This is a genomic window from Tianweitania sp., from assembly GCF_032053605.1.
GTDB lineage: Bacteria > Pseudomonadota > Alphaproteobacteria > Rhizobiales > Rhizobiaceae > Tianweitania.
The window spans coordinates 1-14044 of sequence record NZ_DAMBUH010000089.1; the positions used below are offsets into that span (position 1 = coordinate 1).

The following is a 14044-nucleotide window of genomic DNA, read 5'->3' on the forward strand; positions in this document are numbered from 1 at the left end:
CACGCGAGCGATTGTCTGCTGCAAGCTGGAACGGCGCGCCAGTGCGCTTTCCTCCGACACGTTGGGATTGTTCAAGGCGCGTTCGAGCGCCGCGAAAGCGGATTGGTACACCTTTTCGCGGTATGCACGATCCCCAGCATCGCCCTTGTCGAGCGCTGATCGAATGGCGCGTTCGAGTGTGTCCACCGGGTCCTCTTGAGCCTTGCCGTGTTCGAATCGTTAACGCAGAGCGGCAACGGGTTCAATCGCAGCTGTGCCACGATCCTGCAACCCGCACACGAACGCCTAATGACTGGACCTGTCAGGCCTCGTCGATCGCCAGGCCGAACGCGTCGGCCACATGGGGCGCAACCAGTCCCGCGTGCAGCGCCAGAAGGATGAGTTCGGCATCGAGCCCATCCGGATAATCCGCCGCCCGCTCGACACGCGCGGCCAGCGTTCCCGCCAGGCCTTGGCCTAGCAATTCAGCCATCCGGCCTTCGCCCAATACGGTAAAAGCGACGAGTGCTGCGGCATCTTCATAGGCGCGCTCCGGCAGGCTGTCGGCGTTTCCGTGCTTTTGCACCAGCCGAACGGCCGCGAGCTTCACGCCATCGACCACTTGGGCGGGATGCACATCGCAGCGCCGCAAGCCCTTGTCGAAGGCACGCAGATCGGCAGAGCGCCCGAACCGACCCATAAAGCCGAAAGAGGATCGTCCTGCCATGAAAAACTCCAAACCAGATAGCTGCTCCGTTGACCCGTCACATAGGGCGCAACTACCCGCCGCGCATCGCCTTGACGCATCGACATTGGTTGAACGAGAGCCTCGCACGCTTTCGCTTGATCTCAGCCTCCAATCCAGCTATGAGCCGCCCACGATCGCTTCGAGACATCTTCCGTCCGCTTGGCGACGCCGCTTTAGCTCAGTTGGTAGAGCATCGCATTCGTAATGCGGGGGTCGCGTGTTCGAGTCACGCAAGCGGCACCATTTTCCGATGATGATCATCCGGTCAGCCCAGCTTCCCCCCGGAACAAGCTGTTTTTCCGCAGTCCCGCACGTCTTGATGAGTTTTGGTGTTTACACGCAAGGCGCTGTCTTGCGGTTGATATCCGATTTTTTCGCCGAGAAAGCCGCTCACGGCTTGATGGAAACGCGTCGGCGCGTTGATGTATAGGCAGCCTGTCGCATCGTCGGCGGCGGGATGTTCGGCGTCAACCAGACTGTGGCAGGCCTTCCATGTCTTATCGTGCCGTGATCGACCAGACGGTTTACAGGTTCAGCACGCTTGCCGAACTGATGGCGAAAGCGACGCCGCAGCGCTCGGGCGATGAGCTTTCAGGCATCGCGGCAGACGGACCGATTGAACGGCTCGCTGCTCAGATGGCGCTGGCCGATCTGCCTTTGCGCGCTTTCCTTGAACAGCAGCTGATCGATGGCGAGCATGACGATGTGTCGGAGCTGATCGCCAGGCAGCATGACCCCGACGCCTTTTCGCCTGTGGCCAGCCTGACCGTCGGCGAATTTCGCGAATGGCTGCTATCATCGTCGGTTGGTCAGACCGAGCTTGAAGCCGTGACTTATGGGCTGACGCCGGAAATGGTTGCGGCCGTGTCGAAGATCATGCGGGTCAAGGACTTGATCGCCGTTGCCGACAAGCGGCGCGTCGTCACCCGTTTCCGCAACACGCTGGGCCTGCCGGGGCGACTGTCCTTGCGCAACCAGCCCAATCATCCCACCGACGACTCATTCGGCATCGCGCTGTCGGCCGTTGACGGTCTGATGATGGGATCGGGCGACGCGGTGATCGGCGTCAATCCTGCCACCGACAGCCTTGCCGACTACATGCGCATCGTGACGCTGCTTGATGACCTGCGCCAGCGCCTGTCTATCCCCACCCAGACCTGCTGTCTTGGTCACGTTTCGGTCGCCTTGCGGGCGATGGAAAAGCGCGCGCCCGTGGATCTCGTTTTCCAGTCCGTCGCCGGGTCGCAAAAGGCCAATGAAGGCTTCGGCGTCAGTCTGGCGATGCTGCGCGAAGCGCAGGACGCGGCTTTGTCGCTGAACCGCGGCACGATCGGCCGCAACGTCATGTATTTCGAGACCGGGCAGGGCTCGGCGTTGTCGTCTGACGCGCATTTCGGTGTCGATCAACAGACCATGGAAGCGCGTGCCTATGCTGTCGCAAGGGCGTTTGATCCCTTTATGGTCAACACGGTGGTCGGCTTCATCGGCCCGGAATATCTCTTCAACGGCAAGCAGATCATCCGCGCCGGGCTTGAGGACCATTTCTGCGGCAAGCTGCTTGGCCTGCCGATGGGGGTGGATGTCTGTTACACCAACCATTGCGATGCCGATCAGGAAGACATGGATACGCTGTTGACGCTTCTCTGCGCGGCCGGCGTCAACTTCGTCATCACCGTACCGGGCGCCGATGATGTCATGCTGAACTACCAGTCGCTGTCGCACCACGACGGGATCTTTGCGCGCGAAACGCTGGGTTTGAGGCCTGCCCCCGAATTCGAGGCCTGGATGGTTGACGTCGGCCTCGCCGATGAAGCGGGCCGGTTGAAAGACCACATGCCGCCCGCGCTGATCGAGGCGATGCGGACCAGCGCGGATGCCGCCGCATGAGCAAGCTCACCACCCACCCCGCTTCCGAGCCTGCACGCACGGAGCTCAGCGATTTCGCTGAGCTGACGCAGGCGCGCATTGCGCTGGGGCGAGCCGGATCCAGCACGCCGACAGCGCATGAACAACGGTTCCAGCTCGATCACGCGCGAGCCCGCGCCGCCGTTTGGTCTGAAGTCGACGAGGACGCGTTGTTGGCGCATCTCGACCCGCTTGGCTTGCCGATCATCACCGTGGAAAGCGAGGCGGTCGATCGTGCCGATTACGTGCGCCGACCCGACAAGGGCCGCCTGCTTGCACCTGCTTCCCGTCAGGCTTTGGCCGATCGAAGCGGGCGCTTTGATGTCGTGATCATCATTGCAGACGGTCTGTCGGCAACGGCGATCAACCTTAATGCGGCGGCTCTTGTGGCCGATCTCGTCCGACGGCTTGAGGCGGCCGGCTTGCTCCTGGCGCCGATCGTCGTGGCACGCCGCGCCAGAGTTGCGCTCGGCGATGCGATTGGCGAAACCTTGGGCGCCCGTGTGACCATCACGCTGATCGGAGAGCGTCCGGGCCTGTCAGCCGCCGATAGTCTCGGCGCCTATCTGACTTATGCGCCCATCTCCGGCACGCCGGACTCCAGCCGCAACTGTGTTTCCAACATCCGCGAACACGGAATGCCGCTGCCCCGGGCGGCCGAAGCGATCGCTGCGCTTGTCGAGCGGATATTCAATGCGAGGCTTAGCGGCGTGAAACTCGTCGAAAGCCGGCTTTCATCGGAAGAGCCAACGAAGATCGCGTCGGTGCCGATGGCTTCACCAGGCGACGAGGGCACCGATACCTAGAGGGGCAAGCTCATGCATCCCAAGAGAAGACATGAGCTTGCCAGGCAGTCAAAGGCAGGCTGGTTTTACCAGCTGGCGAGAACCGAGCCCTTGAAGGTCTTCTCGACGAAGTCCTTGATCTCGGCCGAATGATAGGCCGCGACCAGTTCCTTCACCCAGGGCTTGTCCTTGTCTTCGCTGCGAACCGCAATGACGTTGACATAAGGACCCTTCGGGCTTTCACGCAGGATCGGGTCCTTCACCGGGTCGAGGCCGGCCTGTTCGGCATAGTTTGTATTGATGCCGGCGGCATCGACGTCGGGCAGGGCGCGCGGCAGCTGGGCGGCGTCGATCTCGACGATCTTCAGGTTCTTCGGGTTCTCGGTGATGTCGGCGATGCTGGCGGTGGTGCCGACGCCGTCCTTGAGCTTGATCACGCCGTCATCGGCCAGAAGCAGCAAAACGCGGCCGCCATTGGTCGGGTCGTTGGGGATCGCAACCTCAGCGCCGTCGGCCAGGTCGGCGATCTTCTTGACCTTGTTGGAATACACGCCGATCGGGAAGTTCACCGTGGTGGCGACGGATTCGATCTTGTAGCCGCGATCCTTAACCTGGTTGTCGAGGTAAGGCTGGTGCTGGAAGGAGTTGGCGTTCAACTCGCCCGAAGACAGCGCTTCGTTCGGCACGATGTAATCCGAGAACTCGATGATCTCGAGATCGATGCCCTTGGGCGCCAGAAGCGGCTTCACGGCTTCCAGGATCTGGGCATGCGGTCCAGGCGTCACGCCGATCTTGATCGTTTCGGCCGAAGCAGCGGCGGTGAAGGCAAGGCCGAGCGCGAGGCCGGCAACGAGGGTTTTGAGCGTCATTTCAGGATCCTTGGTTGGGAGGGGTTTAGAACCGCGAACGCTTGTCGAAGCGCCGCGCAAGAAAATCGCCAAGGCTTTGCACGCCCTGCACGAGGATGATCAGTACCAGCACCACCGTCAGCATGACGTCGGGCATGAAGCGCTGGTAACCGAAGCGGATGCCGAGATCGCCGAGCCCGCCGCCGCCAACCGCCCCCACCATCGCCGAATAGCCGATTAAGCTGACCACGGTCAGCGTCAGCGCCAGCGTGATGGCCGGCAGGGCTTCCGGCAGCAGAACCTTGCGCACGATCTGCAGCGGCGTTGCGCCCATGGACCGCGCGGCTTCGATCAGGCCCTGGTCCACGCCGCGAATGGCGCCCTCGATCACGCGGGCGATAAAGGGAGCGGCGGCAATCGTCAGCGGCACGATCGCGGCCTTGGTGCCAATCGACGTGCCGGCGATGAAGCGCGTCAGCGGCACGATGGCCACCACGAGGATGATGAAGGGTGTCGAGCGCGCAGCATTCACGATCAAGCCGAGTACGCTGTTGGCCCAGGGTGCTGCAAACAGTTCGCCGGACCGGCTGGTCGCGAGAAACACGCCGAGCGGAATGCCGATCAGCGAGCCGATCAAACCGGACACGCCCACCATCCACAGCGTCTGGCCGAAGGAGGATATCAGCAGATTGAGGATCTGCGGGGAAAAGACGTCAGGCCACATAGCCGAGTACCTCCACATGAAGGCCGAGTTCGCGCGACGCATCCGTCAGCGCCTGCAAGCGATTCTGGTCGGCGGGCGTGCTAACCACCAGCGTGCCGAACGGATGGCCGCCAATATAATCCACATTGCCCTGGATGATGCCGAGATCGATGTCGAGCTTGCGCGTCAGCACTGACAAGAAAGGCTGGCTAGCATCGCCGCCTGTGAAAGTGAGGCGCACCAGAACCTGGCTGCCGGCCAACGGCTTGGCGCTCAAGCGGCTGGCCAGATGCGCCGGCAGTTCGTTGCCGGTGATGGACGACACGAAGGAGCGCGTCGTTGGATGCTGCGGCCGCGTGAACAGGTCGAAGGTCGGTCCTTCTTCCACGATGCGCCCGCCATCGATCACCGCGACGCGGTCCGTCACCGACTTGATCACCGACATTTCATGCGTGATCAGCAAAATGGTCAGATCGAGCTCGGCATTGACCCGGCGCAGCAGCGTCAGGATCTGTTCGGTGGTTTCGGGATCGAGCGCCGAGGTTGCTTCATCCGAAAGCAGCACCTTGGGGTTGGTCGCCAGAGCCCGCGCGATGCCAACGCGCTGCTTCTGGCCGCCCGATAGTTCAGCCGGGTAACGCCGCGCCTTGTCGGCCAGACCGACGAGGTCGAGCAGCGGCATGACGCGCGCCTTGATCTCGGCGCGGCTCGCGCCCGCGATCTCCAGCGGAAGGGCGACATTGTCGAAGGCGGTTCGGCGCGCCAGGAGGTTGAAATGCTGGAAAATCATGCCGATCGCGCGGCGCTCATGGCGCAAAGCGCGTTCATCCAGCGCCGACATTTCGACGCCATCGACGATCACCTGGCCACGCGTCGGCTGTTCCAACCCGTTCACCAGCCGGATCAAGGTCGACTTGCCCGCGCCCGAACGCCCGATCACACCGAGGATCGCGCCTTTCGGCACGTCGAGGGTGATCGTGTGCAGTGCGGTGACAGCATTCGAGCCGGCACGGCCGCCATAGGTCTTTTCCACCTCGCGCAGCTGGATCAAAGCGGGCGGCGTGGCGGAGGGGTAAGCAGGCGGATGGGAAGCGGGGTTTGGGGTCACAAGGTAGTCCGAAATCTGGAGCGTATAGCTACTTGTTTTCTAGCATCTAAGTCGAGGAACCCGGGTTCGCGGAACCTCCATCAAAGAGAACGTCCTTAGACGAAAGTCGCCGAAATCGGTCAGATTTTCCAAATTTCGCCGGCGCGGCAAACCGTCACCGCACCGATGCGCGTTCAAGGGAAACGTCTGACACCGGACAAGGTTTGTCAGGACGCTGTTGGCTGGCCCGGAACGGTTCAAAGGCGACGCGGTTTGGATGCTGCTTTTCTTGAGGATCTTCCATGCCATCTCGTTTAGCCGCGGCTGACACTGATCCGCAGCTTGTTCCAGGCGCGTTACCGATGCCGACCGATCTTGTTGTTCACCATGCCCCGGCGTCTGCCGTCGCGGCGCACCTGCTTTCCTTTTTTGCCAAGCTCGATGCCCCCGGCCTCATTCACATAGCGCGTAGCGAGCGCGATGCCGACGAGCTCGCGCGTGCCCTGCGCTGCTTCGATCCCGCGATCGATGTGCTGGTTCTGCCGCCTTGGGACTGTCTGCCCTATGATCGCACACCGCCGCAGCGCGACTGCATGGGACGGCGCATGGCGGTACTGGCCGCAATCGATGCGGAGCCGGCCAGACGCCGGCTGGTCGTGACCTCGCCGGAAGCGATGCTGCAAAGCCTGCCGCCAGCTGAAATCGTGCTCGATGCTAGCTTCTCGATCACCTCGGGCGAGACGCTCGATCGCGACGCGCTGAGCGCCTTTCTCGACCGCACCGGCTACATTTTGGACGACCGCGTCGATGAAGCCGGGGAAGCCGCCTTGCTCGGCGATGTCGTCGACATCTTCCCGGCCTCCGACACTTTTCCGGTCCGCATCATCCTCGGCGAAGGTGAGGTGGTAGAGGATATCCGCACCTATGATCCTGCCACGCAGCGCACCGACGACTCGATCGAAACGATCACATTCGGTGCGGCCAGTGAGGCGGTAGTCCCGGCCGGCGAAGACAATGCCGACGCTGCTGGGTACATCCAGTGCATGGAAGCACGAATGTCGGCGCTGTACGGCGAGATGGGCACGCTGTTTGACCGTCTGCCCGATTTCGCCGTCAGCTTGTCGGAAGAAGCGGAAGAGCGTGCCGTTACCGCCCTCGACCTGATCGACGATGCGCGTCAGGCGCGCCGCGAGTTCGGCGAAGGCAAGACGCGGGGCGGCGACACCTATTACCTCGACGCCAAGTCCTGGAAGAAAACGCTCAAGAGCCGCAAGCCGGTGATGATCGATGTCGGCGCTGTGGAGGCCGCGCCGCGCTTTACCGTGGAAACTCAGCCGCAAAAAGCGTTTGGCCGCTTCGTAACGGAGCAGGTCGAGGCCGGCAAGCGCGTGCTGGTGACCGGCTTTGCCACCGAGCTGAAGCGGCTGTCGCGCATTCTGGCGCGCAACATCGAAGGCAAGGTGAACAGCGTCGAGACCTGGCAGGCAGCACTTGATGCGCCGGAAGGCAGCGTGCTGACAGGGGCGTTCGATCTCCACGGCGGCTTCATCGATGAAAACAACAACATCACGGTTATCGCGGCCCCGGACCTGTTCGGCGCGCGGCTGAGCGACAGCGAAGCCACCACCGAGGATCTGCTGTCTGAACCTGAATTGCGCGTGGGCGATGTGGTTATCCACGAAGATCGTGGCGTCGGCATCTTGCGTGCGCTGGAAAGCGTGACCGTAAATGGTGCCGAGCGCGACGCGGTTCGCCTGGAATATCACGGCGAAGCATCGGTTCTGTCGCCGGTCGAGGAGTTCGGCCGCATCTGGCGCTATGGCGCGGAAGCCGAAGTCGTGAAGCTCGATCGCCTCAACACGGATGCCTGGCTGAAGCGTCGCGCCGTCGTCAGTCGGGAAATCGACAAGGCGGCAGCCGATCTGATTGCAGCCGCCAAGGCGCGTGCCGAAGAAGTGGCTGAAGAGATCAAGCCGCCCCGCGCGGCCTACGCCAAGTTCGCGTCGCGCTTCCCTTATCCCGAAACGCCGGATCAGGCAGCAGCGATTGAGGCAGTGCTTGACGATCTGGAATCCGGCAAAGTGATGAACCGGCTGATCTGCGGCGATGTCGGTTTCGGCAAAACGGAGATTGCCTTGCGCGCCGCCGCCGCCGTGGCGCTCGCCGGCAAGCAGGTCGCGATGGTCGCGCCGACGACCGTTCTGGTGCGCCAGCATTTCGAGGTGTTCCAGCGCCGCTTTGCCGAAAGCGGCATCAAGGTCGGCCATCTCTCCCGCATCACGGCCGGGGCGGAAATGGACGCCGTGAAGGAAGGCTTAAAATCAGGCGAGATCGGCATCGTCGTCGCCACCCAGGCCGTGGTTGCGGAAGATGTCGGCTTCAAAGATCTTGGCTTGCTGGTGATCGATGAGGAACATCGCTTTGGCGCCAAGCTGAAGCAGCAGATGCGCTCTCTCGCACCGGCCCTTCATACGATGACCATGAGCGCAACGCCCATTCCGCGCACGCTGCAATCCGCGATGGTCGGCGTGCAGGATGTCAGCGTGCTGGCGAGCCCCCCGGCGCGTCGCCGTCCGATCCGAACCTTCCTCGCGCCTTACGATGCAGCCTCGCTCAAGACCGCGTTGATCCGTGAGAAGCGGCGGGGCGGCCAGAGCTTCTTCGTCGCGCCCCGCATTGAGGATCTCGGTGAGATCGAAGACCTGCTGAAAACCCTCGTGCCCAAGCTCGAGCTGCGCGTGGCTCACGGCAAGATGGATGCCAAGGCCATGGACGAGATCATGGTCGGCTTTGCCGCCGGCGACGGCGATATTCTGCTCTCCACCAACATCATCGAAAGCGGTCTCGACGTTCCCCGAGCCAACACGATGATCGTCTGGCGCGCCGACCGCTTCGGCCTCGCCCAGCTCCACCAGCTGCGCGGCCGAGTCGGTCGCGGCAGGACGCAAGGCGTCACCTATCTCCTCACCGAAGCCGACAAGCAAGTTCCGGATGCCACGCGTTCCCGTCTCTCGACGCTGGTTGCCTTCGACCGCCTCGGCTCGGGCCTCGCCATTAGCGCCAGGGATCTCGACCTGCGCGGCGCCGGCGATCTCATGGGCGAAGAACAGGCCGGCCACATGAAGCTGATCGGCGTCAGCCTGTATCAGCGTCTTCTCGCACAAGCCGTGGATGCCGCGCGCGGGGATGCGGCGAGCGATCGCACCGAGCCGGAGATCAATCTGGAAATGGCGGGGTCGATCCCGCAGGACTATGTGCCGGAAGCCACGATCCGCCTGAACCTCTATGCCCGCCTCCAGCGCATCACGCGCGCCGACGAACTCGACGCCTTTGCCGAAGAAATCGCCGACCGCTTCGGGGAGCCACCGGAAGCCGTCACCACTTTGCTCGACCTGACGCGGCTGAAACTGCTCGCCCGCGACCATGGCATCGCGCGCGTCGATGCCGGCCCCAAAGCTACCGCGATCAGCTTCCGCAAGACGCCGAATGAAGGACGTTGGAAATCCTTGCTGAGAGGAGACGACATCTCGCGTCGCGAAGATCGCCTGATTTTGGCTAAGCCATCCGAGCCCGGTTCGGGGCGATTGGACCTCGTGAAATCGCTGCTCGAAACCGCAGCTTAACGGCTGCGCCTGTTTGGCGCTTCGTGTGCACCAAATAAATGAAGGGAGCGCCGATGCACGGCGCTCCCTTCATATTGTGCTGTGATTTAGGCGTTCTACGCCGCCATATAGCGACTATGGACCGCCAGCACCGCCGACCGCGCCATAAACCTGACCGGTCGCGAAGCTGTTTTCGTTCGATGCGAGCAGCACATAAATACCGGCAAGCTCGGCCGGATGACCGGCGCGGCCCAGTGGTGCGTCAGCGCCGAATTGCGGAATGTCTTCCGGCAACTGCCCCCCGCTCGGCTGCAACGGCGTCCACACTGGACCCGGCGCCACGCCATTCACGCGAATGCCCTTCGGCGCCAACTGCTTGGCCATGCTCTTGGTAAAGCTCTGGCCGCACGCCTTGGTCATCGCATAGTCGACGAGGTTCTCGCTGGGGTCATAAGCCTGCACCGACGTCGTCACGATGATGGACGAGCCCGGCTTCAGATGCGGCAGAGCCGCCTTCGTCAGCCAAAACATGGCGTAAACATTGGTCTTGAAGGTCCAGTCGAACCATTCGTCGGAAATGTCGAGTAAGGATTCCTTGGCCTGCTGGCGTCCGGCATTGTTGACGAGGATATCAAGACCGCCGAGTTCGCGTGCGGCATCTTCCACCAGCTTGGTGCAGAAGTCGCGATCGCGCAGATCACCGGGGATAGCGACCGCCTTGCGTCCTTCCGCTTCGATCAGCGCAACAACTTCCTTGGCGTCGGATTCTTCCTGCGGCAGGTAGTTGATGGCGACATCAGCGCCTTCGCGGGCATAGGCAATTGCCGCTGCACGGCCCATACCGGAATCACCGCCGGTGATCAGAGCCTTACGACCAGCCAGCCGTCCTGAGCCTTTGTAGCTTTCCTCGCCATGATCCGGCTTCGGATCCATCTTGCTGGCAAGGCCTGGCCATTCCTGCGTTTGTGCAGGAAAGGGCGGCTTGGGGTACTTCGTCGTCGGGTCCTGCAAGGCTTCAGCCGGCGTTGAAGCCGCTGCCGCTGCAGGCTTGGCAGCTCCACCGCTTTCCTGTGCACTTGCACGGCTGGCGAAAGCCGTGACGAGGCCGGCGGACATGCCGCCGACAAGAAGACGCCGGGAGCGATCGGCGTTGTCGGATGTCATCAGTGTCTCCAATCTTGTGTGAGATGGCGGGTGGCTAAGCCTCAGCGCGGACACCTGTTCCCGATCACGCAAAACTTTACCGGCTGCTGGTGCGAGCGGGACCAACCCTCGACGAATGGAACAGGGCAGACCCTGACGGGTTGAGATAAAGGCAGATCAAGCCGGTTCTTTTTTACCGCCACCTGAACCAAGGAGCGCCTTCATGGCTGAGACCGTCGCTGATTTCATCTGGAAGCGCTTGCAGTCATGGGGCGTCCGCCGCGTCTTCGGCTATCCGGGCGATGGGATCGGCGGCTTGATCGGCGCCTTGGCGCGGACAGAAGGCGCAATCGACTTCGTGCAGGTTCGGCATGAGGAAATGGCGGGCCTGATGGCGACTGCAACGGCCAAGTTCACCGGCGAGGTTGGGGTTTGCATCGCCACATCGGGGCCTGGCGCGATCCATCTTTTGAACGGCCTTTACGATGCCAAAGGCGATCACCAGCCGGTGGTGGCTCTGGTCGGCCAGCAGGCACGTAGCGCGATCGCCTCGCACTACCAGCAGGACATGGACCTGCAATCCCTGTTCAAGGATGTCGCCAGCGCCTTTGTGGCAACGGCCTTTACGCCCGAACAGGTGCCGCATCTCATCGATCGCGCATATCGCATCGCCAAGGCCGAGCGAAGGGTCACCTGCGTGATCCTGCCGAACGATCTGCAGATGGAGCCGATGAAACAGCCGGCGATGGCGCATGGCATGACCCATTCCGGTCCCGGCATCGACCTCTCGCCAGTGGTGCCGGACCAGGCGGAACTGCGCCGCGCCGCCGACATCCTCAATGCCGGCAACAAGGTCGCCATGCTGGTAGGCGCAGGCGCGCTTGGTGCCAGCGAAGCCGTGCTGGCGGTGGCCGAAAAGCTTGGCGCGGGCGTGGCCAAGGCTTTGCTCGGCAAGGCCGTTCTGTCCGATGACGTTCCGTTCTGCACCGGATCGATCGGCCTGCTCGGCACCAAGGCCAGCTGGACGATGATGCAGGAATGCGACACGCTGTTGATGGTCGGGTCCGGCTTCCCTTACACCGAGTTCTTGCCCAAGCCCGGTCAGGCGCGCGGCGTGCAGATCGACATTTCCGCTGGGATGCTCGGCCTGCGCTACCCGATGGAAGTCAACCTCCTCAGCGATGCGCGTGCCACGCTGGAGGCACTGCTTCCGCTTCTCGACCACAAGCAGGATCGCAGCTGGCAAGACAAAATCCGCGACGCCACGTCTGAAGCCTGGGCGCAGACCCAGGAAGCGGCCATGGTAGAGGCCGACCCGATAAATCCGCAGCGTGTCGTGCACGAATTGTCGGAACGCCTGCCCGATCGCAGCGTGGTTGTGGCCGACAGCGGCACGACCTCCGTCTGGTATGCGCGCAATCTGAAGTTTCGCGAGGATATGATGGGGTCGGTGTCCGGCATGCTGGCCACGATGGGCTGTGCGGTGCCTTACGCGATCGCCGCCAAATTCGCCCATCCCGATCGTCCGGTGATCGCACTCGTGGGCGACGGCGCGATGCAGATGAACGGCATGTCCGAACTGATCACGATCGCCAAATATTGGCAGCGCTGGTCTGATCCCCGCCTGATCGTGATGGCACTCAACAATCGCGATCTCGCTTACGTCTCGTGGGAAGAACGCGTCCAGTCAGGTGATCCGAAGTGGGAACCCAGCCAGACCCTGCCGGACGTGCCTTATGCCGAAGTCGCCAAGCTGATCGGCTTAGGCGGTCGCCGCGTCGAACGGCCTGAAGAGGTTGGTCCGGCCTGGGAAGAAGCGCTTTCATCCAACAAGCCCTTCGTGCTCGACATGGTCACAGACCCAAATGTCGGCCCGATCCCGCCGCACATCACCTTCGAACAGGCACGCAACTTCATGGGCGCGATCGTGGAAGGCGATCCCGAACCACGCGGCACGATTTTGCAGACCGCCCGCGAACTCACGGCCTCTTTCTGGCCAAGAAAGTAGGAAATTTGCTTCGTTGATGAGCGACTTGGCACAGCTGTTTTCAGCTGAGCTGTCTCTTGTGGAAGAACTTGCTTTCCCGGCAAAAGGTGACAGGTAGCCCGAAGCACGGATGCGGTTTTAAGTGCGCCGAGCGCATGAGGAAGTAGTGTGACTGATCGAGCAACAGGCAGCAGCGTCGAACCGTCGACCAGCGCCCAGGTTGAAACCGCAAAACCCGTGGTGCTGCCAAGCTCGCCTTTGTCTCCGTTCCGATCCCCGATCTTCCGCATGGTCTGGATCGCCAGCCTTGCTTCCAATCTTGGCGGGCTCATCCAGTCGGTGGGCGCGGCCTGGCTGATGACCTCGATTGCGCCATCGGCCGACATGATCGCGTTGGTTCAGGCGTCCACCACACTGCCGGTCATGATCTTTTCGCTGGCCTCGGGCGCAGTGGCCGACAACTTCAATCGCCGCCGCGTGATGCTGACCGCGCAGTCCTTCATGCTCGTCGTGTCGCTGTTTCTGGCGCTGTTCACCTATCTCGGCTGGATGACGCCTTGGCTTTTGCTCGGCTTCACCTTTCTGATCGGCTGCGGCACGGCTTTGAACAATCCATCCTGGCAGGCTTCCGTGGGCGAAATGGTGCCGCGCAGCGACCTGCCGCATGCCGTGGCGCTCAACAGCGTCAACTTCAATCTGACCCGCAGCGTCGGCCCCGCGATCGGCGGTATTATCGTGGCAACAGCCGGCGCAGTGGCGGCCTTTGCGGTGAACGCGTTCAGCTATCTGCCGCTTTTGTTCGTCATTTCACGCTGGAAGCTGGAAACCCCGCCGCGCACCCTGCCGCGTGAGCCGCTGATCAGCGCAATGTTTTCCGGCCTGCGCTATGTCGCGATGTCGCCGCAGATCGAGAAGGTGCTGCTGCGCGGCTTCCTGTTCGGCTTCACCGCGATCATCGTGCTCGCGCTGCTGCCGATTGTGGCACGCGACCTGCCCAGCGGCGGTCCACTGCTTTATGGCCTCCTGCTTGGCTGCTACGGCATCGGTGCCGTCGGAGGCGCCTTTCTCGGTGGCAAGGTGCGGCAGATGACCTCCAACGAGAACATCGCGCGCGGCTCCTTTATCGGTTTTGCGATCTGCGCCACCTTGATCGCCTATGGCGGCAATGAGGTGCTTGTCGCGCTCGGCATGCTGATCGGCGGTGCCTGCTGGGTGCTAGCCCTGTCGATGTTCAATGTCACCGTTCAGCTTGCGACG

The 14044-nt window shown here is 62.4% G+C and carries 10 protein-coding genes, 1 tRNA gene and 1 pseudogene; 6 read left to right on the top strand and 6 right to left on the bottom strand.

All coding sequences use genetic code 11. The features are described 5' to 3' along the window. Positions 1–186 (bottom strand): annotated as a pseudogene (locus RTX98_RS16215) (hypothetical protein); the annotation flags it as partial. Positions 187–301: 115 nt separating this feature from the next. Next, on the bottom strand, positions 302–706 hold the full coding sequence (locus RTX98_RS16220) for a hypothetical protein (RefSeq protein ID WP_312797868.1): 405 nt from the start codon (positions 704–706) through the stop codon (positions 302–304). A gap of 188 nt (positions 707–894) precedes the next feature. Here RTX98_RS16220 and RTX98_RS16225 point away from each other — a divergent pair. From RTX98_RS16225 to eutC, 3 genes are all read left to right on the top strand, one after another. Continuing rightward, positions 895–970: transfer RNA gene (locus tag RTX98_RS16225), tRNA-Thr, on the top strand. Positions 971–1219: 249 nt separating this feature from the next. Then, positions 1220–2614 carry an ethanolamine ammonia-lyase subunit EutB gene (locus RTX98_RS16230; RefSeq protein ID WP_312797869.1) on the top strand — a complete coding sequence of 465 codons (1395 nt, stop codon included), beginning with the start codon at positions 1220–1222 and terminating at the stop codon, positions 2612–2614. After that, positions 2611–3438: an ethanolamine ammonia-lyase subunit EutC gene (gene eutC, locus RTX98_RS16235; protein WP_312797870.1), complete on the top strand. Its 828-nt coding sequence runs from the start codon at positions 2611–2613 to the stop codon at positions 3436–3438. Before RTX98_RS16230 ends, eutC begins: the two co-directional genes overlap by 4 nt. A 65-nt stretch (positions 3439–3503) precedes the next feature. Here the strand turns inward: eutC and RTX98_RS16240 are convergent, their stop codons facing one another. The 3 genes from RTX98_RS16240 to RTX98_RS16250 are packed head-to-tail and all read right to left on the bottom strand — an operon-like array spanning position 3504 to position 6076. Then, a complete protein-coding gene (locus tag RTX98_RS16240; RefSeq protein WP_312797871.1) occupies positions 3504–4286 on the bottom strand; it encodes a MetQ/NlpA family ABC transporter substrate-binding protein in 783 nt (260 codons plus the stop codon). A 25-nt stretch (positions 4287–4311) separates the two neighbouring features. Next, a complete protein-coding gene (locus RTX98_RS16245; RefSeq protein ID WP_312797872.1) occupies positions 4312–4989 on the bottom strand; it encodes a methionine ABC transporter permease in 678 nt (225 codons plus the stop codon). Next, entirely contained in the window at positions 4979–6076 is a 1098-nt protein-coding gene (locus RTX98_RS16250; protein WP_312797873.1) for a methionine ABC transporter ATP-binding protein, read from the bottom strand. Before RTX98_RS16250 ends, RTX98_RS16245 begins: the two co-directional genes overlap by 11 nt. A gap of 341 nt (positions 6077–6417) precedes the next feature. Between RTX98_RS16250 and RTX98_RS16255 the strand changes: the two genes are divergently transcribed. After that, positions 6418–9678, top strand: a complete 3261-nt coding sequence (locus RTX98_RS16255) for a DEAD/DEAH box helicase (protein ID WP_312797874.1) — start codon at positions 6418–6420, stop codon at positions 9676–9678. Positions 9679–9792: 114 nt separating this feature from the next. Here the strand turns inward: RTX98_RS16255 and RTX98_RS16260 are convergent, their stop codons facing one another. After that, the gene (locus RTX98_RS16260) at positions 9793–10821 is read right to left on the bottom strand and encodes an SDR family oxidoreductase (protein ID WP_312797875.1); all 1029 of its coding nucleotides are present in this window, start codon (positions 10819–10821) and stop codon (positions 9793–9795) included. 202 nt (positions 10822–11023) lie between these two features. Here RTX98_RS16260 and RTX98_RS16265 point away from each other — a divergent pair, with 202 nt between their 5' ends. Together RTX98_RS16265 and RTX98_RS16270 are read left to right on the top strand one after the other, a co-directional pair. After that, the gene (locus RTX98_RS16265; protein WP_312797876.1) at positions 11024–12808 is read left to right on the top strand and encodes a thiamine pyrophosphate-requiring protein; all 1785 of its coding nucleotides are present in this window, start codon (positions 11024–11026) and stop codon (positions 12806–12808) included. A 216-nt stretch (positions 12809–13024) separates the two neighbouring features. Continuing rightward, on the top strand, positions 13025–14044 hold a 1020-nt coding region (locus RTX98_RS16270; RefSeq protein ID WP_416223145.1), incomplete at its 3' end, for an MFS transporter.

What these genes read in the sequence shown, in the direction of transcription:
- RTX98_RS16220 (WP_312797868.1), bottom strand. Translation starts at nt 706, where the DNA reads ATGGCAGGACGATCCTCTTTCGGCTTTATGGGTCGGTTCGGGCGCTCT.
- RTX98_RS16230 (WP_312797869.1), top strand. Translation starts at nt 1,220, where the DNA reads ATGTCTTATCGTGCCGTGATCGACCAGACGGTTTACAGGTTCAGCACG.
- eutC (WP_312797870.1), top strand. Translation starts at nt 2,611, where the DNA reads ATGAGCAAGCTCACCACCCACCCCGCTTCCGAGCCTGCACGCACGGAG.
- RTX98_RS16240 (WP_312797871.1), bottom strand. Translation starts at nt 4,286, where the DNA reads ATGACGCTCAAAACCCTCGTTGCCGGCCTCGCGCTCGGCCTTGCCTTC.
- RTX98_RS16245 (WP_312797872.1), bottom strand. Translation starts at nt 4,989, where the DNA reads ATGTGGCCTGACGTCTTTTCCCCGCAGATCCTCAATCTGCTGATATCC.
- RTX98_RS16255 (WP_312797874.1), top strand. Translation starts at nt 6,418, where the DNA reads ATGCCGACCGATCTTGTTGTTCACCATGCCCCGGCGTCTGCCGTCGCG.
- RTX98_RS16260 (WP_312797875.1), bottom strand. Translation starts at nt 10,821, where the DNA reads ATGACATCCGACAACGCCGATCGCTCCCGGCGTCTTCTTGTCGGCGGC.
- RTX98_RS16265 (WP_312797876.1), top strand. Translation starts at nt 11,024, where the DNA reads ATGGCTGAGACCGTCGCTGATTTCATCTGGAAGCGCTTGCAGTCATGG.